The organism is Methylobacterium sp. CB376 (assembly GCF_029714205.1).
GTDB lineage: Bacteria > Pseudomonadota > Alphaproteobacteria > Rhizobiales > Beijerinckiaceae > Methylobacterium.
Genome location: NZ_CP121648.1, coordinates 188,194 through 215,101, shown reverse-complemented (window position 1 = coordinate 215,101; position 26,908 = coordinate 188,194). Strand labels below are relative to the sequence as shown.

Annotated in this window: 7 protein-coding genes; all 7 read left to right on the top strand. The window is 71.9% G+C overall.

What is annotated here, in order from left to right:
* Nucleotides 1-16: 16 nt before the first annotated feature.
* The 7 genes from QA634_RS00885 to QA634_RS00855 all read left to right on the top strand — a co-directional run bounded on the left by QA634_RS00885 (nucleotide 17) and on the right by QA634_RS00855 (nucleotide 26,659).
* Nucleotides 17-1,162 (top strand): beta-ketoacyl-ACP synthase III, encoded by a 1,146-nt coding sequence (locus tag QA634_RS00885; protein ID WP_012330171.1) that lies wholly within the window; start codon nucleotides 17-19, stop codon nucleotides 1,160-1,162.
* 10 nt (nucleotides 1,163-1,172) lie between these two features.
* Nucleotides 1,173-2,102 carry a flavodoxin family protein gene (locus QA634_RS00880; RefSeq protein ID WP_012330170.1) on the top strand — a complete coding sequence of 310 codons (930 nt, stop codon included), beginning with the start codon at nucleotides 1,173-1,175 and terminating at the stop codon, nucleotides 2,100-2,102.
* The gene (locus QA634_RS00875; RefSeq protein ID WP_012330169.1) at nucleotides 2,099-11,629 is read left to right on the top strand and encodes a type I polyketide synthase; all 9,531 of its coding nucleotides are present in this window, start codon (nucleotides 2,099-2,101) and stop codon (nucleotides 11,627-11,629) included. The genes QA634_RS00880 and QA634_RS00875 overlap by 4 nt, the downstream gene beginning before the upstream one ends.
* Before the next feature lie 511 nt (nucleotides 11,630-12,140).
* Nucleotides 12,141-14,033, top strand: coding sequence for a long-chain-fatty-acid--CoA ligase (locus QA634_RS00870; RefSeq protein ID WP_012330168.1), 1,893 nt, complete (start codon nucleotides 12,141-12,143; stop codon nucleotides 14,031-14,033).
* A 41-nt stretch (nucleotides 14,034-14,074) separates the two neighbouring features.
* A complete protein-coding gene (locus QA634_RS00865) occupies nucleotides 14,075-25,012 on the top strand; it encodes a type I polyketide synthase (RefSeq protein WP_012330167.1) in 10,938 nt (3,645 codons plus the stop codon).
* A complete protein-coding gene (locus QA634_RS00860) occupies nucleotides 25,009-25,776 on the top strand; it encodes a thioesterase II family protein (RefSeq protein ID WP_012330166.1) in 768 nt (255 codons plus the stop codon). Before QA634_RS00865 ends, QA634_RS00860 begins: the two co-directional genes overlap by 4 nt.
* A gap of 79 nt (nucleotides 25,777-25,855) precedes the next feature.
* Nucleotides 25,856-26,659: a 4'-phosphopantetheinyl transferase family protein gene (locus QA634_RS00855; protein WP_283027157.1), complete on the top strand. Its 804-nt coding sequence runs from the start codon at nucleotides 25,856-25,858 to the stop codon at nucleotides 26,657-26,659.
* The last annotated feature ends 249 nt before the right edge of the window (nucleotides 26,660-26,908 follow it).

The window sequence follows — 26,908 nt, the reverse complement described above, 5'->3', positions numbered from 1 at the left end:
CCGAGAGGTGGCGACCATGCACCACGCCTACATCACGAACACGTCCCTGTTCCTTCCCAACCGGCCCGTCGGCAACGACGAGATGGAGGCGGTGCTCGGCATCGCGGGGTCCAAGCCCTCGGCGCTGCGGCCCCTGATCCTCGAGAAGAACGGGATCAAGGCGCGCCACTACGCGATCGATCCTGAGACCGGACGGGCCACGCACACCAACGCGGAGATGACCGCGGCGGCGGTCAGGGGCCTGTTCGCGGGCGAGCCCGAGGGCCTGGAGAGCCTCGACTTCCTGGCCTGCGGCACGTCCTCGCCGGATCAGGTGCGGCCGTCCCACGCGGTCATGGTGCACGGGCTCCTCAGGAGCCCGCCCTGCGAGGTCGCCTCGTTCGAGGGCATGTGCGTGGTCGGGGCGCAGAGCCTGAAATCCGCGCAGCTCATGGTCGCGACCGGCGAGGCGGAGAGCGCCGTCGCCACCGGATCGGAAGCCGCGTCGAGCTTCATGCGCGGCAGCTTCTTCACGCCGGAATTCCGCGAGCGGCAGATCCAGCTGGAAAAGAACCCGATCCTGGCCTTCGAGAAGGATTTTCTGCGCTGGATGCTCTCGGACGGGGCCGGCGCGGTCCTGGTGCGGTCGAAGCCCGACCCCGCCCGGGTGTCCTTGCGGATCGAGTGGGTCGACGTCGTCTCGTACGCCGGCGAACACGACGTCTGCATGTATCACGGCGCAGTCAAGGACGAGGACGGCCGGCTCGTCGGGTACCGCAACCTGCCCCCGGAGACATGGCACAAGGCCTCCGTCTTCGCCTTCAAGCAGGACGTGGAACTCCTGAACGAGCACATGCTCGCTCTCGGCGCGCGCGCGTACCGGACCGTCAAGGACCGCCGCCGGCTCGACGAGGACAAAGTCACGTACTTCCTGCCGCACATCTCTTCTTATTTCTTCAAGGAGCAGATGCTCAAGCACATGGGGGAGTACGGATTGAATATTCCCGAAAGCAAATGGTTCATGAACCTGGAGCGGGTCGGCAACGTCGGCTCGGCTTCGCCCTACGCCATGCTCGACGAACTGTTCAAGTCGGGCCGGCTCAGGCCCGGCGATCAGGTGCTGCTGTTCGTGCCCGAGAGCGGGCGCTTCACCATGTCCTACATCCTGCTGACCGCCGTCTGAGGGCTGCGCCATGACACGCAAAGTCCTCTGCCTCTTCTATTCGAACAGCGGGCAGACGGAGATGATCATCGATCATCTGCTGGAACCGCTGCGGCGCGACGGCGAGGTCGACCTGCACCTTGAACGGATCCGGCCCGCCACCGCCTATCCTTTCCCGTGGAGCTTCCTGTCGTTCTTCTCGGTATTCCCCGAGGCGGTCCGCGAGGTGGCGGGTGCCATCGAGGAGCCGTCCTTCCCGCGAGACGAGACGTACGACCTCGTGGTCCTCGCCTATCCGGTATGGTTCCTCTCGGTCGCGACTCCGATGATGAGCTTCCTGAAGTCCGAGAAGGCCCGCGTCCTCGCCGGCACGGACGTGGTCACGGTGGTCACCTGCCGGAGCATGTGGTCGCAGGCGCAGATCAGCATGCAGGAGCAGCTGGCACGCCTCGGCTCCAAGCTGATCGGTCACGTGACCTTCAAGGACCGCTCGGGCAACCGGCCCGTCACCTTCGTGTCGACGCCCCTCTGGCTGATCACGGGCAGGAAGTCGGTGTCGCGCTACATCCCCGAGGCCGGCGTCGCGCCGGAGGCGATCCGCTCGGCCGGCCGCTTCGGGAGGGCGATGCTGGCCCATCTCGGCCTCGATCCCGGGCCCGGAGAAGCGGTCCCGCCCCTGCGCCAATCCGAGGCGCTCACGACCACGGCCACCTCCGAGGCGGTGGGCAAGAGCATCTTCCGCGCCTCCGCGCTGCTGATCGCAACCTGCTCGACGCCGAACGGTCCGACGCGCAAGCCCCTCGTCGCCGTCTTCGTGGCCCTCCTGTTTGCTATCGCACTGACCTTCCTCCCGACCTGGGTCCTTCTGGTGCGGCTCGGTCAGCGGGCGGGCCTGGTGTGCCGCACGAGGCAGATCGTGCGGTTCGCGGGCGAGCAGGTCCAGACGGGAGGAACGGCATGAGCCTTGAGAACGGAGCGGCCGGACCGGCCGGGTCGCAGGCCCTGGCGAGGCAGCAGCTCGCCGTGCTGAAGGGCCTGCGCGCGCAGGTCGACACGCTGGAGCGCCAGCGGGACGAGCCCATCGCCATCGTCGGCATGGGCTGCCGCTTCCCGGGCGGCGCCCACGATCCGGACTCGTTCTGGGATCTCCTGCGCGGCGGCCGCCACGGCATGGTGCCGATCCCCAAGGACCGGTGGGACGCGGACGCCTTCTACGACCCGGAGCCCGGGCGGCCGGGCAAGACCTACGTGCGGACGGGCGGCTACCTGCACTGGAACGTGGACCAGTTCGACGCCGCGTTCTTCCGGATCTCGCCGCGGGAGGCCCAGTACATCGATCCCCAGCAGCGGCTCCTGCTGGAAGTGACCTGGGAGGCCCTGGAGAATGCCGGCTGCGACCCGACGCGGCTCGCCGGCAGCGCGACCGGCGTCTTCATGGGGGTCATGAACTTCGACTACTCGAAGATGCTGTCGGTGCCCTCCCGGGTGGAGGAGCAGAGCCTCTACGTGGCCTCGGGCAACGGCCACAGCGTCGTCGCCGGCCGGGTCTCCTTCGTGCTCGGGCTCCAGGGCCCGTCGGTCTCCCTGGACACGGCCTGCTCGTCCTCGCTGGTGAGCGTGCATCTGGCCTGTCAGAGCCTGCGGAGCGGGGAGTGCGATCTCGCACTGGCCGGCGGGGTCAACCTGATCCTCGGCCCCTACGGAACGCTCTGCTTCTCTCAGGCGAAGGCGCTCTCCCTCACGGGCTTCAGCCGCACCTTCGACGCGGGCGCGGACGGCTACGCCCAGTCGGAGGGCTGCGGCGTGCTGGTGCTGAAGCGCCTCTCCGACGCTGTCCGGCAGAACGACCGCATCCTGGCGGTCGTGCTCGGCTCGGCCGTGAACCAGGACGGGGCCAGCGGCGGCCTGACGGTGCCGAACGGACCGGCCCAGGAGGCGGTGATGCGCACCGCCCTCAAGCGCGCGAAGCTGCGGCCCGCGGACATCGACTACCTCGAGGCGCACGGGACGGGCACGAAGCTCGGCGACCCGATCGAGGTGCGCGCCGCCGGAAACGTCCTGCGCGAGGGTCGCTCCGCGGATCAGCCCGTGATGCTCGGCTCGGTGAAGACCAATATCGGGCACACGGAAGTGGCCGCGGGCGTGGCCGGCATCATGAAGGTCGTTCTCGCCCTGCAGAACGACGAGATCCCGCCGCACCTCCACTTCAAGGAGTTGAACCCGCACATCGCCATCGACGACGTTCCCGCCCGCATCGTCACCGAGCCGGCCCCGTGGCGGCGCGGCGGGCGGCGGCGGGCGGCGGGCGTCAGCGCGTTCGGATTCAGCGGAACCAACGCCCACGTGGTCCTCGGGGAGGCGCCGCCTCCCGCGGAGAGGCCGGCCGGACCGGAGCGGACGGCCCACCTGCTCGCGCTCTCGGCCGCCAACGACGCCGCGCTGCGGGACTTGGCGGCGCGGCACGTCGCGCAGCTGGAGCGGACCGAACCGGACCTGGGGGATTACTGCTTCACCGCCAATGCGGGCCGGTGCCACTTCGGACGGCGCGCCGCCCTGGTGGCCGGGACCCGGCCCGAACTCGTCGGCAAGCTCAAGGACGTCGTCGAGCAGGCGGCGGGCGGGGCGGCGGAGACCGAGCAGCCGAAGGTCGCCTTCCTGTTCACCGGCCAGGGCTCCCAGTATTTCGGCATGGGGCGGCAGCTCTACGAGACCCAGCCGTCCTTCCGGAATGCGATGGACGCCTGTGCCGGGCTCCTGGCCAGCCACCTCGACGTGGACCTGCTCGACGTGATGTGGGGCCGCGCGAGCCCGGAGCTGATTCACCAGACGCGTTACACCCAGCCGGCGCTGTTTGCCCTGGAATACAGCCTCGCGCAGCTGTGGCAGTCCTGGGGGATCCGGGCCGGCGCGGCCCTGGGCCACAGCGTCGGCGAGTATTGCGCGGCCACCGTGGCCGGCGTCCTGAGCCTGGAGGACGGGCTCACGCTGATCGCCCACCGGGCCCGCCTGATGCAAGAGCGGTGCACGCCGGGCGACATGTGCGCCGTCGAGGCCGACGCCGCCGAGGTGGGGGCGCTGATCGAGCGGTGGGAGGGACGGGTCTCCGTGGCGGCGATCAACGGGCCCGCCGCCACCGTCATCTCGGGCGAGCGCGACGCCGTGGCGGCGGCCGCCGCCGCGCTCGAGGGCCGGAATGTCAGGGTCAAGCGGCTGACCGTATCCCACGCCTTCCATTCGGCCCTCATGGATCCGATGCTGGAGGAATTCGAGGGGATCGCGGCGGGGCTCACGCACCACGCGTCGCGGGTCCGGCTGATCTCCAACGTGACGGGCGAGGCGATCTCCGGCCAGGAGATGGCCCGCCCCGGCTACTGGAGCCGGCAGGTCCGCGGGACCGTGCGCTTCAGCGAGGGCATGCGCACGCTGGAGCAAGCGGGATGCCGCTGCTTCCTCGAGATCGGGCCGCATCCCGTCCTGATCGGAATGGGGCAGACCTGCCTGTCCGATCCGGATTCGCGGATCTGGCGGGCCTCGCTCCGGCGCGGCCAAGACGATTGCCGGGAGATGCTCGAGGCGGCCGCCCATCTCTACACGGCCGGTGTCAACCTCGACTGGGAGAGCTACGACCGCGATTTCGGCAGGCGCAAGCTGAGCCTGCCGACCTATCCGTTCCAGCGGCAGCGCTACTGGATGGCCAACGACAAGCCGGCGCGGCTCGTCTTGGCCGGATCCCGCCGCCATCCGCTGCTGGCGTCCTCGGTGGAATCGGCGGTGGCTCCGGGCACCACGATCGCCATCGCGGAACTGGAGCCGGGCGCTCCGGAGTATCTGGCCGACCATCGGGTGTACGGGCGGGTGCTCGTGCCGGCGGCCGCGTTCCTGGAGATCGCCCTCGCGGCGGGCGCCGAGAGCCTTCGCGCCGACGAGCTGGCGATCTCGGACGTCGTGTTCGAGCAGGCCTGCATCCTGGAGGAGGGCGCAGGCCGGCAGCTCCAATGCGTCCTGACCCGCGAGGAGGGCAGCGACGCTCACGACTTCCAGCTCCTCGGCAAGGGCCAGGGCTGGAGCCGCCACGCGAGCGGCCGGATCGCGGCCGTCGCGGGCGAGGATTCGCTCGCGCTCAAGCCCGACCAGGATCTCGACGCCATCCGAGCACGCTGCGCCGAGGACCTGGTCGGGGAGCAGTGCTACGAGCGCTTCCAGACCACGGGGATCGCCTACGGCCCGGCCTTCCAGGGCCTGGACCGGGTGTCGCGGGGCCCGAAGGAGGCCTTGGCTCGGCTGAGCCTGCCCGAGGCGGCGCGCGCCTCCCCGGAGACGGGCTACCACCTGCATCCCGTCATCCTCGATTCGTGCTTCCAGTTGCTGGCCCACAGCATTCCGGACGACGGCCCGGCCGGGATCGCCTACCTGCCGGTCGGGATCGAGACGCTGCGCGTCCGCAAGCTCCCGTCCGACGGCGAACTCAACGGGCACGTCGTCCTGCGCGACGGCGGCGAGGGCAAGGCCTTCACGGGCGACGCGCGGATCCTCGGCGCCCGTGGCGAGGTCCTGGCCGAGATCCTCGGCCTCAGGGTCGTGCAAGCCGCCAAGGAGAGCGTGCTCAAGAGCCTCGGCGTCGCCGACCAGGATCTCTTGTACGAGCTGCGCTGGCTCCCCCGCCCGCTCGACGCCCCGGCCGATCCCGGAGCCGGCCGGATCTGGGTCTTCGCGGGCAGCGGGCCCGCCGGCGAGGACCTCTGCGCCGCACTCGCGGGCGAGGGCCGGCGCGTGGAGCGCCTGCCGCTCGATGGCGACGACGAGGGGCTGCTTGCCGCGATGCGCCGCATGCTCGACACGGAGGGCGCGCCGGACAAGGCGATCTTCGTGCCCGGGCCGGGCGCCCGCGGGGGGGCGACCCGCCTCGACGATCTCGCGGCGGACGCGGTTGGGCGCGCGCAGCGGGACGCCTACCTGCCCGTGCTGCGCGCGGTCCAGCTCCTCGTGAAGCAGGACGGCACGCGGGCCTTCTACCTCGTCACCGAGGAGGCGGTGCAGGGGGAGGGCATCCTCGTCTCCCCGCTGCGCGGCCTGTTCACCACGCTTCGGCTCGAACATCCGGAGGCGAAGTGGATCAGCGTCGATTTCGAGGACCGGATCGACCCGGCGGCCCTGCGCGCCGAGGTCGGCGCTGTCCCGGCCGAGGAGCAGATCGCCTACGCGCGTGAGGCCGGCGGGCTCCGGCGGTCCGTGGCCCGCCTCGCCCGGCGGGACCGGGCCGGCGGGCTGTCGCTTCCGGCGGAGAGCTACCTCCTGGACTGCGCCGAGCGCGGCGCGATCGACAACCTGCGCGTCGTGCCGATGACCCGCCGCCCGCTCGGCCGGGGCGAGGTCGAGATCGCCGTGAAGGCGACCGGCCTCAACTTCCGCGACGTGCTGGGCGTGATGGGCATGTATCCGGGGGATCCCGGTCCCCTCGGGCAGGACGCGGCCGGCGTGGTCTCGGCGGTGGGTGAGGACGTCGTGGACTTCGCGGTCGGCGACCGCGTCCTCACGATCCTGGCGGGCAGCTTCGCCTCGCACATCGCCACGCTGCCCCAGGTGGTGATGCGGATTCCCGACGGGATGTCCTTCGAGGAGGCGGCCACCATTCCGGTCGTGTTCCTCACGGCGCACTACGCCCTCAACCGTCTCGGACGCATGAGGGCCGGCGAGCGCGTGCTGATCCACGCCGGGGCGGGCGGGGTCGGCATGGCGGCGATCCAGCTCGCCCGGAACGCGGGCGCCGAGATCTTCGTCACCGTCGGGTCGCCCGAGAAGGCCGACCTGATGCGGTCGCTGGGGATCCGGCACGTCTTCTCCTCGCGCAGCCTCGACTTCCACGACGACGTGCTCCGGGCGACGGGGCAGGAGGGCGTCGACCTCGTGCTGAACTCGCTCGCGGGCGAGTTCATTCCGAAGAGCCTCGGGCTGCTCCGCGAGGGCGGGCGCTTCCTCGAGATCGGGAAGGTGGGAATCTGGTCCGAGGCGGAGGCGCTCGCGTTCCGCCCCGGCATCTCCAGCTTCACCATCGCCCTCGACGAGCTGACGTCGCAGCCGGAGCTGGTCGGCGGCCTGTTCAGGGAAGTCATGGCGGATTTCGCCGCCGGGCGCCTGACGCCGCTGCCGCGGCGCAGCTACCCGCTCCTGGACGTCAAGGACGCCTTCCGGTTCATGGCCCAGGGGAAGCACACCGGGAAGATCGTCGTCTCGCACGCGACGGCCTCCGGCGAGGCGGGCGCGTGCCGCGCGGGCGCGACCTACCTGATCACGGGTGGCCTCGGCGGGCTCGGCCTGACGGTGGCGCGCTGGATGGTCGAGCGGGAAGGTGCCCGCGAGCTGGTGCTCGTCGGCCGCTCAGGTCCCTCGGACGCCGCCCTGGAGGCCCTGCGCGGGCTCGAGGAGCAGGGCGCGCGGATTCTCGTGCGGTCGGTCGACGTCGCGGACCCGGACGCCGTCGCGGACCTGCTGCGGCAGATGGAGCGAGAGGGGTGCCCGCCGCTCGCGGGGATCGTCCACGCCGCCGGCCTGCGGGACGACGGCGTGCTGGAACAGCAGAGCTGGGACAAGTACGAGCGGGTCATGGCGCCCAAGGTGCTCGGGGCGTGGAACCTCCACCGAGCCGCGCAGCGGGCGGGGTGCGCGCTCGACTTCTTCGTATGCTTCTCGTCCGCCGCCTCGCTCCTAGGGAACAGCGGCCAGGCCAACTACGCCGCCGCCAACGCCTTCCTCGACGCGCTCATGGCCTACCGGCGCAGCCGCGGCCTCGCCGGGCTGAGCATCAACTGGGGCGCGTGGTCCGAGGTCGGGCTCGCCGCCGACCTCGTGCGGTCGAACGCCATCGCGACCGGGATGGGCGCGATCAGCCCGGAGGAGGGCGTCGCGCTGTTCGGCCAGCTGCTGCGCCAGCGCGGGGGCCAGGTGGGCGTTCTGCCCATGGACTGGAACGAGGTGCTGCGCAGGAGCGCGGGAGAGGTCCCGCCCTTCCTGAGCGAGATCGTCAAGCCGCGGGACGGGGCGCGCAAGCGGCCCGACGCGGCCGGCGCGAAGCTCCTCTCGCAGCTCGCGGCGGCGCCGTCGGCCGAGCGGGGAAGCGTCCTCACGGCGTTCGTGCAGGGCGAGCTGGCGCTCGTCCTGGGCATGCAGGGCGAGCAGAAGCTCGATCCCCGCAAGGGCTTCAAGGATCTGGGTGTCGATTCGCTGATGGCGGTCGAACTCCGGAACCGGCTGCGGAAGGGGATCGGCGACCGGGTCAAGCTCCCGGCCACGCTGGTGTTCGACTACCCGACCGTCGAGGCGCTGGCCGGCTTCCTGGGCGACGCCCTGGCGGCGCTTCCCGACGCCAAGGCCCCCGCCGCCGACGCCAAGGCCCCCGCCGCCGACGCCAAGGCCCCCGCCGCGCCCTCCGCGACGGCGCCGGCCGCGCAAGGCCCGGCGGCGCAAGACCCGGCGGCGCAGCGGGCGCCGGTCGCGCGCCCCGGCGCCGCCGAGCCGATCGCGATCGTCGGGATGGGGTGCCGCTTCCCCGGGGGTTCGTCGGATCCGGACAGGTTCTGGCAGCTGCTGACCGAGGGACGGGACGCGGTGATCGAGGTTCCCAAGGACCGCTGGGACGCGGACGCCCTCTTCGACCCGGACCCGGACGCGGTCGGCAAGACCTACGCGAAGTGGGGCGGCTTCCTGCAGGAGCGGATCGACCTGTTCGACGCGCCGTTCTTCGACGTGCCCGCCCACGAAGCCAAGTTCATGGACCCGCAGCAGCGGCTGCTGCTCGAAGTGACCTGGGAGGCACTCGAGAATGCTGGGATCCCGCCGGCCGACCTGCTCGGCAGCGACACCGGCGTCTTCGTCGGCGTGTCCAACATGGACTACGCCCGCCTTCAGGACGATCCCCGGACCATCCAGGAGGCCGGGCTCTACAGCGGCACGGGCACGGGCCTCAGCTACGCCTCGGGCCGGGTGTCGTACCTGCTCGGCCTGCAGGGGCCGAGCGTGACCCTGGACACGGCGTGCTCCTCGTCACTGGTTGCGGTTCACCAAGCGTGCCAGAGCCTGCGACTGCGGGAATCGACGCTGGCCATCGCGGCGGGCGTCAATCTCCTCCTGTCGCCGCAATCGACCATCGCCCTGTCGCACGCCAGGGCGCTGGCGCCGGACGGCAGGAGCAAGGCGTTCGACGCCTCCGCGAACGGCTTCTCGCGGGGGGAGGGCTGCGGCGCGGTGCTCCTGAAGCGGCTGTCCGACGCGGTCGCGGACGGCGATCGCATCCTGGCGGTGATCCGCGGCTCGGCGGTCAACCAGGACGGGGCGAGCAGCGGCCTCACGGTCCCGAACGGACGGGCCCAGGAGGCCCTGATCCGGCAGGCGCTCCGGCAGGCGGCGGTGGCTCCGGCGGAGGTGAGCTACGTCGAGGCGCACGGCACCGGCACCTCCCTGGGCGATCCGATCGAGATGCGCGCCATCGGCGCGGTGCTCGGGGAGGGGCGGGACGCGGGGCATCCGCTCTACGTCGGCTCGGTGAAGACGAATCTGGGTCATCTGGAGCCGGCCGCCGGCATGGCCGGCCTGCTCAAGGTGGTCCTGTCCCTTCAGCACCACGCCATCCCGGCGCACCTGCACTTCAGGACGCTCAATCCGTACATCTCGCTCGACGACATCCCGGCGCGCATCCCGACGGAACTGACCCCGTGGCGGAGCGACGGGGAGAGCCGGATCGCGGGCGTCAGCGCCTTCGCGCTGCAGGGCACGAATGCCCACGTGATCGTCGAGGAGTACCGGGACGGGGCGGACGCCTCGCCCGCGGCGGACCGGAGCCCCTGCGAGGTGCTCGCGCTCTCGGCCAAGAGCGAGCCCGCTCTGCAGAGGCTCGCCTCCGACTACGCGGCCTTCCTCTCCTCCAATCCGGATGTTTCGCTTCGCGACGTGTGCCACACCGCCCAGCGCGGCAGGGGCCACTTCGGTCACAGGCTCGCGGTGGTGGGATCCACCGCGGAGGAGCTGGTCGCGGCGCTGCGGGCGCAATCCGCCCGCAGGTTCTCGCCCGCGAGCGACCCGGGGAAGGTCGCCTTCCTGTTCACCGGTCAGGGCGCCCAGTACTTCGGCATGGGCCAGCAGCTGTACGCGTGGTTGCCGGCCTTCCGGTCGGCGATGGATCGCTGCGCGGAGATCGTCTCGCCCCTGCTCGGATGTTCCCTGCTGGACCTGCTGTGGTCCGGCGCGGATGAGCGGCGGCTGCACCGGACCGAGTACACGCAGCCCTGCCTGTTCGCGCTCGAATACGCGCTGGCCGAGGCGTGGCGCGCCTGCGGCGTGCGGCCCTCGGCGGTGCTCGGCCACAGCGTCGGCGAGTACGTGGCCGCCACGGTGGCCGGCGTGATGTCCCTGGAGGACGGGCTCACGCTCGTGGCCGCGCGGGGACGGCTGATGGGGCAGCTCTGCGAGACGGGCCAGATGATCGCCGTGGCGGCCGGCCTCCCGGAACTCGAAGGATGGCTCGCCGAGGCCGGCGGCAAGGTCGCGGTGGCGGCCGTGAACGGGCCGAACAGCACCGTCCTATCGGGCGAGACGGACTCCATCGCGGTGCTCGGCGAGGCCCTCCGCGGGCGGGGCCTGCGCGTGCGGCCGCTCACGGTGTCGCACGCGTTCCACTCGCCGCTGGTCGAGCCGATGCTGAGGGAGTTCGGGGCGGTCGCGGCGCGGATCGCGTACCGCGCGCCCGAGATCCGCATGGTCTCCAACCTGACCGGCCGGTCCATCGGCGGCGAGGGAATGGACTGGGCGGAGTACTGGCAGCGGCAGACGCGCGGCGCGGTGCTGTTCGGCGACGGGGTCGCCGAACTCGACCGGCTCGGGTGCCGGGTCTTCGTCGAGATCGGTCCTCACCCGGTCCTGACCGCGATGGGGCAGGAATGCCTGCCGTCGCCGGAGGCGGCGCTCTGGGTCGGATCGCTCAGGAAGGACCACGACGATCCGCGGGAGTGGCTCGGGGCCGTGGGACAGCTGTATGCCCGCGGTGTGCAGATCGACTGGACGGGCGGGACCGGGACGGCTCCGGCGCGCAAGCTCGCCCTGCCGACCTACCCGTTCCAGAGGAGCCGGTATTGGGTGGACGGCAAGTCCGCTGCCCCCGCCGCGACCGCTCCGGTCCAGGTCGAGGAGGTGGCGCCCACACGGGCAGACGGCTTCCTGTGGGAGCAGCTGACGCTCGCCCCGCCGGCGTCCCGGAAGGAGATCCTGACGGATCACATCTCGTCGCTGCTGGAGGACATCCTCGGAAGCGGCAGCCGCGACCGCTTCGATCTCGAGACCAACTTCATGGACCTCGGCGTCGACTCCCTCGTCGCGGTGGCGTTCAAGAACCGGATCCAGAAGAGCTTCGGTTCTCACCTGAAGATCCCGGCCATGATGGTGTTCGATCACCCGACTATCGACGGGGCGGCCGATTACCTGCTGGCCCGCATCCGGGCCTGATCGGCGCGCCGAGAGGACGCTCGTGCGGGAGAGGGAAGCTGCGCGGGGCGCCCGTCTCCCGTCCGGGAGGGGTGCCCCGCAGCGATGTCGGGACAGGTGCGCTCCCCTCTTCCCCGGACGAGGGCAGCGGGCGGGTGCTGAGCGTGATGGCGGCGTGCTCCCCGCGCCTGCCCATCGACGCGCTCGCTGACCTCGGCGAGCGCATGATGGGCGGCATCGGACCGACGGGTGATGCGGGCTCCGCTCGAACGAAGCGGAGCCCGCCCCCGCCAGCCCGCGGCGGAGCTACGCTCCGCACGGTCGAGCCAAGACCAAATCCGCCCTTCCGAAGCAATCGAGCGGATTTGGCACGCATGGTCCTCGTGTGACGTCCGGCACCGAGCGGCCCGCCGGCAGGCACTAGACTTCTTCTCACCATGACGATCGTGCGCAGACGCGCCGCGCCGCGCGCTGCCCACCCGCGCCGCACGCGCCGGACGCACTCGCTCTGTACGGGCAGGAGACTGGTTCCATGGAATACGCGAAGGTGACGTTGCCGGACCTCCTGCAGATCGCCGCCGATACGACCCCCGACGCGCCGGCGGTGGTGTTCCGGGACCGGAGGATGAGTTACGGTCAGCTGTTCGAGAGGGCGCGGCGTCTGGCCGGAGGGTTGCTCGGGATCGGCATCAAGCCCGGCGACCATGTCGGCATGATGCTGCCGAACTGGCCGGAGTTCCTCGAAGTGTACTTCGCCGCATCCTGGATCGGCGCCGTGATCGTGCCGCTGAGCGTGCAGCTCCGCAGCCTCGAGCTCGAATACGTGATCGGGCACGCGGAGATCACCGTGCTCGTCGTGCCCGACAGGTTCGACGGCGCCGACTACGTCCGGCTGATCGACGATCTCAGGCCCAAGCTGCCCCGGATCCGGCACGCCGTCGTCGTGCCCGCGGCCGGAGAGGCGGCGGAAGCAGGCCCGGGCTGGATCCCCTACGAGGCGCTGCTGTCGGGGCCGCGCGGCGAACGGGCGGCGGCGGACCCGGATCGCGTCGCGATGATCCTCTACACGTCCGGCACGACCGGAGCCCCCAAGGGCGTAATGCTATCGCACCAGAACATGATCTGGACCGCGATGAACGAGAATCGCGCCCTGGAGATCACCAACCGGGACTCGCTTCTGCTGGTGGTGCCGTTCTTCCACGTCTTCGGCGCGGTCGTGGGCATCGCCTGCGCGGTCGCGGCTGGCGCCGCGATGGTGATCCTGGACAGGTTCGACGCCGAGGAGGTGCTCGCGACCATCGAGGAGGAGCGGTGCACCGTTCTCTACGGAACGCCCACGATGTTCGTGCTGGAGCTGAATGCGCCGCGCTTCGACGCGTTCGACCTGACGAGCCTTCGCACCGGCATGATCGCCGCGGCGCCGTGCCCGGTCGAGGTGGTCAAGGACATCATGCACCGGATGCACTGCAACGTGGCGGTCAGCTACGGCCTGACCGAGACCTCGCCCGCGCTGACGGTCACGCGGTTCGACGACCCGCCGGCCATCCGGGCCGAGACGGTGGGCCGGGCGCTGCCCGGGATCGAACTGCGGGTGGTCGACGAGACGCGCAGGCCCGTGCCCCTCGGAACCACCGGAGAACTCGCCTGCCGCGGCTACGCCGTGATGAAGGGCTACTACAAGGACCCGCGCCAGACCGCGGAGATCATCGACGCCGACGGCTGGCTCTACACTGGCGACCTCGCCACCCTCGACGCCGAGGGCTACGTCCGGATCGTCGGCCGCAAGAAGGACCTGATCAAGCAGGGCGGGATGGCGATCTTCCCGTCCGACATCGAGAATTACCTCTACGAGCATCCGGCCGTCGAGCAGGTCGCGATCGTCGGAGTGCCGGACGAGGTGCTCGGCGAGCGCTGCCGCGCCTACGTCAAGGTCCGTGCCGGCCACGACCTCACGGGCGAGGACGTGGCAGCGTTCTGCCGGGATCGGATCGCCGACTATAAGATCCCCCGCGACGTGGTCTTCGTCGAGACCTTCCCGCTGACCGCGAGCGGCAAGATCAAGAAGTCGGTGCTGCGGGAGATGGCGCGGAAGGGCGCGGCGCGCGCGTGCACCGGGTCGATCGTGGAGCGGGTCCGGGACGCGGCCGGACCCTACGACAGGAAGCGGATCGTCCGCGAGTTCCTGGAAGCGGAACTCGCGGAGGTCCTGAACGGGCGCGACAGGCCCGCGCGGGCCGCCCCGGTCGGCGCCAGGGGCGTCGGCTTCCGCGACATGGGCCTGAAGTCGCTGCAGGCCATCCAGCTGCGGCAGCGGCTGAGCGAGGCGCTGGGCGACACGATCGAACTGTCGGCCACCGTGGCGTTCGAATTCCCCACGGTCGAGGAACTGTCCCAGCACCTGTTGGACGCGATCGCGGCGGCCTGAGTGCGTGGGCTCCGCCCGGACCGAGATGAGGCGCGGTTGACATGAATGAACCGATCGCAATCGTGGGCATGGCGTGCCGCTTCCCGGGCGGCGCCGGCGACCCGGCCTCCTACTGGAACCTCCTGAAGGAGGGCAGGGACGCCGTGGTCGAGGTTCCCAAGGAAAGGTGGGACGCCGCCGAGATCTACGACGAGGATCCGTCCGGGCTCGGCAAGACCTACGCCAAGTGGGGCGGCTTCCTGCAGGAGCCGATCGACCGGTTCGACGCTGGGTTCTTCAACATTCCGCCCGATGAGGCCCGCTTCCTGGACCCGCAGCAGCGACTCCTGCTCGAGGTCAGCTGGGAGGCCATCGAGAATGCGGGAGAGGACCCGACGCGCCTGCGCGGAAGCCGCGCCGGCGTCTTCGTGGGAATCTCCTACCCGGAGTATCTCCACCTCCAGCTCAACCCGCACGCGATCCAGGAGGGCGGCCTCTACGTCGGGCTCGGGGGCGTCTTCAGCGCCGCCGCCGGGCGGGTGTCTTACGTCCTGGGTCTCCAGGGGCCGTCGGTCGCCATCGACACGGCCTGCTCGTCGTCGCTGGTGGCCATACACCAAGCCTGCCTCGCTCTCCGAAGCCGGGAATGCGAGATGGCGCTCGCAGGCGGCGTCAACCTGATCCTGACGCCGCACTTCACGGACATGCTCTCCAAGATGAGGGCGCTCGCGAAGGACGGCCGCTGCAAGACCTTCGACGCGGCGGCCGACGGCTACGTGCGAAGCGAGGGATGCGGCGTCCTGGTCCTGAGGCGCCTCGCCGACGCGCTCGCGCGACAGGACCGCATCGTCGCAGTCGTCCGCGGCTCGGCCGTCAACCAGGACGGGGCGAGCCAGGGCCTGACCGTGCCGAACGCGCTGGCCCAGGAGGCGCTGATCCGGCAGGCCCTCGAGGCCGCCTCGCTGCGCCCCGCCGACATCGACTACGTCGAGGCACACGGCACCGGAACGCCCGTCGGCGACGCGATCGAGGCGCGCGCCCTCGGCGCGGTGTTCTCGGGATCCCGGGCCGAGCCCCTGACGATCGGCTCCGTGAAGACGAATCTCGGCCACCTGGAATCGGCGGCCGGGGTTGCCAGCGTGATGAAGGTTGCGCTGGCGCTGCAGAACGAACTGATCCCCCGGAACCTGAACCTCGCGACGCTCAACCCGTCCCTCGCGCTCGACCGCATCCCGGCCCAGGTGCCCGCGCAGCCGCTGGCGTGGAGGAGAGGGGAGCGCAGGCGCGCCGCCGGCATCAGCGGGTTCGCCCTGCAGGGCACCAACGCGCACGTGGTGCTCGAAGAGGCGCCCGAGGCGGTCCTCCCCGAGCCGCCGGAGGCCGACCGGCCGCTTCACCTCTTGGCGCTGTCGGCGAAATCAGAGGGCGCGCTCCGGGATCTGGCGCGCCGCTACCTCGCCATGCGCTGGGCGCCGTCGCTGGCCGACATCTGCCACACCGCGAATCTCGGCCGAGCCCATTTCGACCTTCGCATGGCCGTGACCGGCGCGTCGGTCGACGACGTGCGGGGCCGGCTGAGGACCCTGGTCGAGTCGGACTTCGAGACGGTTCCCGCCGGGGTGACGATCCCCGTCCAGCCGGCGCCGGCCCGCGCGACGGGCGTCGTCTTCCTGTTCTCGGGCGGGGGCGCGCAGTATCCCGGGATGGGCCGGCGCCTCTACGCCACCCAGCCCACCTTCCGTCGGGCCCTGGACCGATGCGCCGAGATCGTGAGCGCCTACCGCGAGGTGCCGCTGCTCTCCGTGATGTTCGGGGACAGGACCGATCTGCTCGACCGCATGGACTACATGCAGCCGGCGCTCTTCGCCTACGAGTGGGCGATGACGGCGCTCTGGCGGAGCTTCGGGATCGAGCCCGCCGCCGTCATGGGGCACAGCCTGGGCGAGTACGCGGCGGCGGCGGTGGCGGAAGTGTTCTCCCTCGAGGACGCCCTGCGGCTGATCTGCCGGCGGGGCCTCCTCATGCACGAGGTCGAGCGGTCGCAGGGCGAGGGAGCGATGGCCTCCCTGGCCGTCGGCGAGCGTGCTGCGTCCGAAGCCCTGTCGACTGTCGCGGGCCGGGTGTCCATCGCCGCGCTCAACGGCCCGCAGAACACCGTCGTCTCGGGCGAGAGGGCGGCGGTGCGGCGCCTCGTGGAAGAATTCCAGGGGAGGGGCATCAAGGCGAAGCTCCTCGCGGTGTCGAACGCCTCGCACTCGCCTCTGATGGAACCGATCCTCGAAGCGTTCGAGGAGGTGGCGGACCTCGTCGCCTACGGCCGGCCGAGCCTGCAGCTGATCTCGAACCTGACGGGCGGCGAGGCCTCGGCCGAGATCGTGTGCGATTCGGGCTACTGGACGCGCCACATCCGCCAGCCGGTCCGCTTCCACGACGGCATGCAGACGCTGCGCCGCCTCGGCTACACCCGGTTCCTCGAGGTCGGGCCGCATCCGGTGCTGCTCGGCATGGGCCAGGACTGCTTCCCGGAGGTCGACGACGACACCGCCTGGCTGCCCTCCGCCAGACGCGACGCGGACGAGTGGGAGGAGATGCTGGCGAGCCTCGGCGCGCTCTACGTGCGCGGCCACGACGTTGACTTCCAGGGCTTCGACCGGGATTACCCGCATCGCAGGAAGCTCTCGCTGCCGACCTATCCGTTCGATCGCAAGAGCTACTGGAACGACGTGTCGTCGGGCTCCCGGGCCGCTCCGGCGGGTGACCGCGAGACCGGGGCCCACCCCTGGATCGGCAAGACCCTCGCGAGCGCATCCCGTCCGGGCGAGGTCACGTGCGAGGCCGAGATCGACACCACCCGGTTCGCCTTCCTCGCGGACCATGCGGTGCTGGGGCGCATCGTGTTCCCAGCGGCGGGGTTCCTGGAACTGGTCGCGGAGGCGGTGACGGTCCGCTGGGGGAAGGGGGCGGCCTGCGTGCTGCGGGACGTTCACTTCGCGACCCCGCTCGTGCTGGATCCCGCCAAGCGCTACCGGCTCCAGTGCGTCCTGACCGCGGGGCCGGCGCCCGGCGTCGAGGCGGAGTTCGCGGTCCTCGGCTGCGAGGGGGAGCTCACCGCGCCCTGGACCTCCCACGCGAGCGGCCGGATCGAGATCCTCGGGGCCGAGCCCGCCGCGGCGGCCGCGGCTCCGGATGCCCTGCGCGCGCGGTGCCCGGAGGTTCTGACGGCGGACCACTGCTTCGCGACCTTCGCGGCGCAGGGGATCGCGTACGGGCCCGGCTTCCGCGGCGTGACCCGGGTGCTCAGGGGCCGGCGCGAAGCGCTCGGCGAGGTGGTCTGGCCGGAGGAGCTCGCGGCGGGCCCCCGCCCGGCCTACATCCTCCACCCCGCGATCCTCGACGCGTGCATCCAGGTCCTGTCCCAGTGCGTCGACGGCGCGAAGGACGGCGATGCCGCCCGCGTCGGACTTCCCGTCCAGATCGACAGCGTGGCGTGGACCGGGACCCTCCCGGCCGGGAGACTCCTCAGCCACGCGGTCCTGCGCGAGCAGTCCGAGACCCGGTATTCCGGTGACGTCACGATCCTGGATGCGGACGGGCGGACCATCGCGTCGGTCCAGGGGCTCACGGTCTCGCTCGTGGCGCAGGGGCAGCTGCGGCGGATGCTCGGCCGGTCCCTGCACGGCTTGCAGCACGAGGTGACCTGGGTGCCGCAGGAGGCGGCGCGTCCGGCATCGACCCCGTCCTCCGGGCAGACCTGGCTCGTCTTCGCGGATCGGGGCGGGGTGGCAGAGAGCCTGCGCGCCCGCTGCGAGGGCGCCGGCATCACGCTCGTCGAGGTCGCACACGCGTGCACGGCCCTGTCCGCCGCGTCCGGCGACCTGGATGCCGACGCCTGCGCGTCGGTCGTGCGCGAGCGCCTCGGCGCAGGGGCGCTCGCCTTCGACAAGGTGGTGTTCCTCTGGGGGCTGGACGAGTCCTTCTCGTGCAATCCCACGCCCGACGCCCTCGCCGCCGATCAGCGCCTCGGCTACGCGTCCCTGCTCGCCGTCGCCCAGGAACTCGTCCGGACCGGACGGGAGCGGCCGCTCTACGTGGTGACCCGGGGCGTCTACGCCGACGCCCCGGGCGCGGCGCCGGCCCTCTCGCAGGCGCCCCTGTGGGGTCTGGCGAAGGTGATCCAGATCGAGCACCCGGCGCTCGACTGCGTCGCCATCGACCTCGGGGAGGATCCGTCCCCGCTCTTCGACGAGATCGCCTCGGATGCGCGCGACGACCGGCAGGTCCGCTACGCGGGCGGCACGAGGCTCGTCGCCCGGCTGACCGCCAAGGCGGCGGGCGCGACCGCGCCGGCGGCGGACATCGACGCTGCCAAGACCTACCTGATCGCCGGGGCCTTCGGCGGGCTGGGCGTCGAGACCGCGCGCTGGCTGATCGCCGAGAAGGTGGTGCGGAGCCTCGTCCTCGTCGGACGCCGGGCGCCCTCGCCCGCGGTGTCGCAGGAGATCGAGGCGTGGCGGGCGCAGGGCGTGCAGGTGCTCGTGCGCATGACGGATCTCGCGAACCTCGGCGAGGTCGAGGAGCTCTTCGCGGAGCTGGATTCCGGCGCGATCCCGCCGCTCGGAGGCGTGATCCACGCCGCCGGCAGCCTTCGGGACGCCGCGCTGGCGGACCAGACCTGGGACGACTACGCGGACCTCCTTCCCGCCAAGGTATTCGGGGCCTGGAACCTGCACCGGGCGAGCCTGAGGCTGCGCCAGCCCCTCGGGCTCATGGTGCTGTTCTCCTCGGCCTCGTCGCTGTTCGGCTTCGCCGGCCAGTCGAACTACGCGGCGGTCAACGCCTTCCTGGACGCCCTGGCGCATCACCGCAGCGGGTTGGGCCTGCGGACGATCGGCATCAACTGGGGCGTCTGGGCCCGGATCGGCCGCGTCGCTGACCTCGCCGAAGGGTCTCTCAGGGAGGCCGGGATCATCGCCCTCGACCCCGAGGAGGGAATGGCGCTCCTGGAGGCGATCCTGCGCGACGGCGGGGCGCGGCAGGTGGGTGCGCTGGCGGTGGACTGGCCGCGCTTCCTGCGCACGCTCCACGGCGAGGCGGGGGTGCCGCGCTTCCTCGAAGCCTATGGCAGGACGCCCGCGCGGGGCGCGCAGCCGAAGGGCGACGTCGTTCAACGCGTCCTCGGGCTGCCCGCATCCGAGCGGCGTACCGTGCTGGCGCAGGTCGTCCAGGCCGAGGTGGCGCAGATCCTCGGCCGCGGCCGGGACGAGTCCCTGGATCCGCGGATCGGGTTCTCCGAACTCGGGATGGACTCCCTGATGACCGTGCAGCTGCGCAACCGGCTGAAGAAGCAGTTCGGCGAGCACGCGCGAATCGCCGCCTCCCTGGCCTTCGACCATCCCAACATCGAGGCGCTGTCGGAGTACCTGGATGCCGAGCTGGCCCGGCGCGGCGCCCCCGCGGCCCCCGCGGCCGCTCCGGCCGAGCCGGCGCGAGCCGCCGCGCCGGACGAGGACGCGGTCGCCATCGTCGGCCTGGGCTGCCGGTTCCCGGGCGGGGCCTCCGATCCGCAGGCCTACTGGTCCCTGCTGAGCGAGCAGCGCTGCGGCATCGTGCCGGTGCCCCGCGAGCGCTGGGACAACGACGCCGTGTACGACCCCGATCCGGACGCGGAGGGCAGGACGTACGCGCGCACGGGCGGGTTCCTCCAGGAGCCGGTCGATTCCTTCGATGCGGGCTTCTTCAGGATCGTGCCGGGCGAGGCGCGGCTCCTCGATCCGCAGCAGCGCCTCATGCTCGAGGTCACCTGGGAGGCCCTGGAGGATGGGGGAATCGTCCCGACGGAGCTGCGGGGAACTTCGACCGGCGTGTTCGTGGGGCTCTCCTACTCGGACTACGCGCTCCTGGTGCAGCGCGCAGGGGTCACCGGCGGCGGCCTCTACGCCGGCACCGGCAGCAGCGCGAGCTTCGCCGCGGGACGGATCTCGCACTTCCTCGGCCTGCAGGGGCCCTGCCTGACGCTCGACACGGCGTGCTCCTCCTCGCTCGTCGCCCTGCATCAGGCCGCGCAGAGCCTGAGGCGCGGCGAGTGCACGCTGGCGGTGGCGGGCGGCGTGAACCTCATGCTGGCGCCGGACAACACCATCCTGCTGTCGCGAGCGCGGGCGCTGTCGCGGGCCGGCCAGTGCCGGGCCTTCGACGAGGCGGCGGACGGCTTCGTCCGGGGCGAGGGCTGCGGCGTCGTGATCCTGAAGCGGGTGCGGGACGCGCTCGCGAACGGCGACAGGATCTACGCGGTCATCCGCGGCTCCGCGGTGAACCACGACGGGGCGAGCAGCGGGCTCACGGTCCCGAACGGCTCGGCCCAGGAGGCCCTGATCCGCAATGCCCTGCGCGTCGCGGGCGTCCAACCCAACGAGGTCGACTACGTGGAGGCCCACGGGACCGGCACGCCCCTGGGCGACCCGATCGAGGTCCGCGCCCTCGGCGCCGCGCTGGGGGGAGACCGGAGCAGGCCGCTGCTTCTCGGATCCGTGAAGACGAATCTCGGCCATCTCGAAGCCGCGGCCGGGATCGCCAGCATCATCAAGGTGGCGCTGTCGCTCGACAACGAGCTGCTGGTGCCTCAACTCCCCGTGGAGCGGGTCAACCCGAACATCGCGCTCGACGAGATTCCCGCGCAGGTGCTGGTCGCGCCGCTCGCCTGGAAGCGGGACGACGCCCCGGAGACGGGGACCGCGAAGCGCCGGATCGCGGGCGTCAGCGGCTTCGCCCTGCAGGGCACGAACGTCCACGTGGTCCTCGAAGAGGGACCCGCCGCGACGGCCCGCGAGAGGACGGCCGCCGGCGAGGCGGAGCCGCCGGCGGGGGCGGCCTGCCTCCTCGGCGTGTCGGCCCAGAGCGGGGCGGCGCTGCGTCAGCAGGCCGCCCGCTACGCGGAGGCCCTCGACCGGGCCGAAGCGGGCTCGCTCCTCGACTTCTGCTGGAGCGCCAACACGGGCCGGGCCCAGTTCCCCTGGCGGGCGGCGGTCGTGGCCCGCACCCGGGAGGAGATGAGCCGGAAGCTCGTGGCGCTCGCCGCCGGGGAGCCGGCCCCGCCCGCCGAGCCGAAGCGGATCGCATTCCTCTTCACCGGACAGGGCTCGCAGTATCTCGGGATGGGGCGGCAGCTCTACCAGACCTTCCCGGTGTTCAGGGACGCGCTGGATCGCTGCGCGGCGCTGCTGCGCCGGGAGCGCAGCGTGGACCTGCTCGACGTCATGTGGGGAGGCGGCCCGGACGGCGGCGAGGAGCGCCTGCACCAGACGGAGTACACGCAAGCCGCCCTGTTCTCGCTGCAATACGGGCTGGTCGAACTCTGGAAATCCTGCGGCGTGAGCCCGGCTGCCGTCCTGGGTCACAGCGTCGGGGAGTTTGCCGCGGCCGTGACGGCCGGCGTGCTCGGCTGGGAGGACGGGCTGCTTCTGATCGCCGACCGCGGACGCCTGATGCAGCGCGGGACGGAGCCGGGTGCGATGGTGGCGATCGCGGCCCCGTCCGATGCGGTGCACGAGGTCGTCGCGCGCCACGCCGGCAGGGTCGGCGTGGCGGCGGTCAACGGGCCGCGGAGCATCGTGGTGTCCGGTGAGGCGGCGGACGTCCGCGAGGTGGCGCGGCACTTCGAGGCGCAGGGCGTTCCGGTCAAGCCGCTGCAGGTCACGCGGGCCTTCCACTCGCCGCTGATGGATCCGATCCTGCAGCCCTTCGAGGCACGGGCATCCGAGGTGGCGTTCGCGCGGCCGCAGATCCGCTTCGTCTCGAGCCTGACCGGCGCGGAGGCCACCGACGAGATCCGCACGGCGCGATACTGGACGGACCAGCTCCGGCAGCCAGTCTTGTTCGGCGCCGGCGCGCAGGCCCTCGTCCGGGACTCGCAGGAGTGGCACGTCGTCGAGATCGGCCCGCGGCCGACGCTGCTCGCCCTCGCCCAGGACTGCGTCCCCGATCCGGCCCGCCATCTCTGGACGCCGACGATGGGGAGCAAGCGGCCGGGGGCCGCGGACGAGAGGGAGACGGAGGACGCATCGTTCCTGCACGCGCTCGGCCAAGCCTACGCGAGCGGCGCGCCCGTCCGCTGGCGGGGCGTCGATTTCGGCGCCGCGCCGCGCAGGGTTCGGGTTCCGACCTATCCCTTCCAGAGGAAGCGCTTCTGGATCGAGACGCGGCCGGGCCGCCGCGACCCCGCGCCGTCCGGCACGGTCGCCGCGGCGCGGCCGCTCCTCGGCACGCGACTGGAATCCCCGGTCCTGTCGGACAAGGCGGTGCACGAGGTCGAGCTCGCCGCGGAATCGTTCGACTTCGTGAGGGACCACGTCGTCGCGTCGGCGGCGACGGGGCCGGTCTTCCCGGCGGCAGGGTTCATCGAGATGATGCTCGAGGCCGGCCGCGAGGCGAGCCCGGCCACGCCGGTCGGCCTGGAGGCCGTCGCGTTCGAGAATCCCGCGATGCTGCGTCCGGGAGAGAGCCACCGGCTGCAATGCGTCGTCAGCCCGCGCGCGGCGGGGGACCGGACCTCCGGCGAGATCGAGATCCACTTCAAGGACGGGCCGTGGACCCGCTGCGCGACCGGCCGTTTCGGGCCCGGTGCCGCTGCGCGGGCGGATGCGGTCGACATCGAGGACGTGCGGCGGAGGTGCCGCAGCGCGCCGAGTGCGGATCTCTACGCCGTGTTCGACAGGATGGGCCTTCGCTACGGGCCCGCGCTGCGGCGCATCGAGGGCCTCTGGAAGGGTGATGGCGAGGCGCTCGCGCGGATCCGCGGCCCGGGATCGGACGCCGTCGGCGAGGCGACCCCGCGGTTCGTGCTCGACCCGGCCGTCCTGGATTGCGGCATGCAGTCCTTCGCGAGCTGCCTGCCCGAGGGCGTCCTCGGCGAGACCCTGATCCTGCCGGTCCGGATCGGCGCGCTGCGATGCTTCGGCGCGCTCGGGGACGCGCGCGCGGTGTGGAGCTACGCCCGCCTCGTCTCGCAGTCCGGAACGGGCAGACGGTCCTATACCGGCGACGTGTGGATCCTCGACGACGCGGGTGCGGTGCTGGCCGAGATCCGGGGCCTGACCGTGATGGAGGCCAGCCTCGGCACGGCCCGGGATCTCACCTACGGCGTCCGCTGGGAGCGAACCCCCGCCGCGGCGCAGGCGCTCCTCGGCGGGACGACCCTGGTCTACGCCGAGGACGGCGCGGATCAGGCGCGCCGCATCGTCGAGGGACGGCTCGGCCCGCGGGCGGCCGGCTGGCACGTCGCGCAATCCCTGGCGGAAGCCCGCAGCCTCGTCGCCGACCAAGGGGTGAGGAGCGTCGTCTTCGTGGCGGGCGATGCCCCGCTGCTCGACCCGCGGCGCGGCTACGGCCCGTGCCTGGAGCTGATCCGCGCGCTGTCGCGGGCGCAAGGGAGCCGCGCGGGCGCGGCCGAGCGGCCGCGGCTGCTGGTCGTGACGCGGAACGCGCAGGGCACCGGCCTGGAAGCGGCGCCCCTCAGCGTCTCCCAGGCGCCCCTGATCGGGCTCGCGCGCGTCGCCCGCCTGGAATGCCCCGAGATCGCCGTCCGGCTCATCGACGTCGAGGCGGGATCGGCGGAATGGGTGGAGGAGGTGCTCGCGGATCCGGCCGAGAGCGAGGTGGCGATTCGCGGCGGCGTCAGGTACGTCCCGCGCCTGACGAGGCTCGCGGATCTCGGCACGGCGCCCGACCGCCCGCTCTGCGACCCGGGCAAGAGCTACCTCGTGACGGGCGGCCTCGGGGCGCTGGGCCTCGACGTGGCGCAGTGGCTCGCCGAGCAGGAGGGCGCCCGGACGCTGGTCCTGATCGGCCGGAGCGATCCTGGTCCGGAGGTCCGCGACAGGATCGACGCGCTGCGGAGTCGGACCGGGGCCCGGATCGAGACGGTCGCCCTCGACGTCGCCGACGCGGACGGTCTGCGGGATTGGCTGACCCGGCACGTCCGAACCCGGACGCTCGGTGGCATCGTCCACGCGGCGGGCACGCTCGCCGACGCGACCCTGGAGCGCCAGGACTGGGACAAGTTCGAGGCGGTCGCGCGTCCCAAGGTCCTCGGCGCGTGGAACCTGCACGCGGCGACGCAGGACCTCGCCGTTCCTCTGGACTTCTTCGCGTGCTTCTCGTCCGCGGCCTCGCTGCTCGGCAATGCCGGGCAGGCCAACTACGCCGCCGCGAACGCGTTCCTCGACCTGCTGATGCACGAGAGGGCACGGCTCGGCATGCCGGGCCTCTCGGTGAACTGGGGCAACTGGGACGGGAAGGGCCTGGCCGCCGCGCTGCGGGGCGACCATGGCCCGGCCGGGGCAGGGGCGGCCGGGCGGACGCTGATGGATTCCGGCCTGGCCCTTCGCGTGTTCGGCCGCCTGCTGAGGGGCCGGGTGGCGCAGGCCGGCGCGTTCGACATCCGCTGGGCGGAGATCCTCAAGGGGAGTCAGCGGGTGAATGCCGGAACCTTCCTTGCCGAATTCAACGAAGCGGAGGCGGACGTGCCGGACACATCGAGTGCCGCGCCGAGGACGCTGGCGGACATCGTCGCGGAGAGTGCGCTGGCGGAGCGGGCGGAAGCGGTCGGCCGGTTCCTGCAGGAGGAACTGTCCGAGGTTCTGGGTGCGCGGGTGGACCCGAGGGCGGGGCTCGTCGAACAGGGCATGGACTCGCTCGCGGCGGTCGAGTTCAGGAACCGGCTCAAGGGCAGGGTGGGGTACGCGGTCGCGATTCCACCGACAGTGATCTTCGACTACCCGACCCTGGACGCGCTCGCGGCCTACCTCCTGGCGCGGTTCGAGGACCAGGAGCCTCGCCGGGGCGCAGACGAGCCGCGACCGGCCGTGCGTGCCCTGCCCGAAGCGGGCCTCGGCGGGCCGGGACTCGCGGACGACGAGGTGGAAGACGAATTGCGCGCCCTGATCGAGGCCGAGCTCAAGGTGCTCGAGGGAACGGGCGCGGACGCCGCGGAGGAGCTGTCATGACCCTCGACAAGACATGGTTTCACGCCGCGGCTCCCCGGCCGGGCGTGCGGCTCAGGCTGGTCTGCTTCCACTACGCCGGGGGTGCCGCGCAGATGTTCAACACCTGGCAGCGCAGGATCGCCCCCGAGATCGAGGTCTGCGCGGTCCAGTTGCCGGGGCGGTGGAGCCGCCTGAAGGAGGCGCCCCTGCGCAGCGTCCCGGCAATGGCCAAGGCCGTCGCGGACGTGTTCGAGCCTCTGCTCGACCGGCCCTACGCCGTCTTCGGCCACAGCCTCGGGGCCGCGGTCGGGTTCGAGCTGATCCACGCGCTCGCGGAGCGGGGATCGCGGCTCCCGGTCCACTTCTTCGCGTCGGCGCGCCACGCCCCGCATCTTCCGAGCGCGGTCCCGTCGCTCCACCGGCTCCCGGAGGCGCAGTTCATCGCGGTGCTTCGGGACCGCTACGCGGCGCTGCCGCGGGAGATCCTGGAGGACCCCGAGATGCTGCCGATCTTCCTCAACGTCCTGAGGGCCGACCTGGAAGCCATCGAGACCTACCGCTACGTCCCGCGGGCGGCCCTGTCCGTTCCGATCACCGCGATGGGCGGCACCCGGGATCCGGCGGTCGCGCAAGCTCAGCTCGAGGCCTGGGCCGACCTGACCACGGCCGGCTTCGCGGTCAGGATGTTCGATGGCGATCACTTCTACCTTCGCCCGAAGGAGGACGAGGTGATCGCGGCGCTCCAGAAGACCCTCGAGCCGGAGTTGATCGCCTGCTGCGGCTGACCATGCGGCGAGGAACCGGCTACGGTGGCGAGGCCAGCATTCCGCGCTCCTCGGCCGCGCGGGCTTGCCGGGACGGGACATGCGGGAGAGCATCCCGCCGACAGCTTATGAATCGAACCGGCGTCTCATCGTCGGCCCGCCGTCTTCGGAGCGATCCTTGAGGATGTTCCCGCCGAACGAGGTCCGGGTCTGGCGGGCGCGCGTCGGGCGGCAGCCGGCGGGATGGCTGCCGCTGGCGACGGGAACGCTGTCGGAGGAGGAGCGCGCCCGTCAGGCCCGCTTCGTCCGCGAACGGGATGCCGAGCTGTTCGCGCTCGGTCGCGCGATGCTTCGCCGGGTCCTCGCGGCGTCCATGGACGTGGCGCCCCGCGCGGTGACGTTCGAGGCGGGGCCGTTCGGGAAGCCCCGACTCGCGGCCGCGCATCGGGCGCCGTTCCGGTTCAATCCGACGCATTCCGGAGACCTCGCCGTGGTCGCCATCACCGTCGGACGCGAAGTCGGCGTGGACGTCGAGGCCGTGCGCCCGCTCAAAGATCTCGAGGGGCTCGTTCGAGCGACCTTCTCCGCCCGCGAGCAGCGGGACATCCTGGCCGCCCCGGAGGCCGGCCGGCTCGCGTCGTTCTTCGCGGCGTGGGCGAGGAAGGAGGCCGTCGTGAAGGCGCTGGGGCACGGTTTGCGCTTTCCGCTGGACGCCTTCGACGTGGAGGTGAGCCCGGAGGCGCCCCCGGCGCTCCTGGCATCGCGGGAGGCGGCGCTGGTCCCCTCCGCCTGGATCATGCACGCCCTGCCGCCGATGGCCGGATACGCGTCGGCGCTGGCAGTTGAGCGTGCGATGAATTCCGCGGTGACGTGCGAGGAATGGACCTGCGCCGCCTCCCCGTGAGGTGGCGCACAGATGCCGCGCCTAATGCGAGTGAGATTGGCGCCCGAGTTCCCCGCCCGGGACATGGAAGCCAGTCATGACGCCGCATCGGTTCACGGTCGGGCAGATCGTCACCTATTCCCAGACGCGTTTCCCCAACATGCTCAGCGGGGCCCAGTGCAGGATCGCGCGCCTGCTTCCGACCAGGCCCCAGCCGCTGGGGCCTGAGTACTTGATCCGGTGCGACCGCTTCGCCCGCGAGCTCATCGT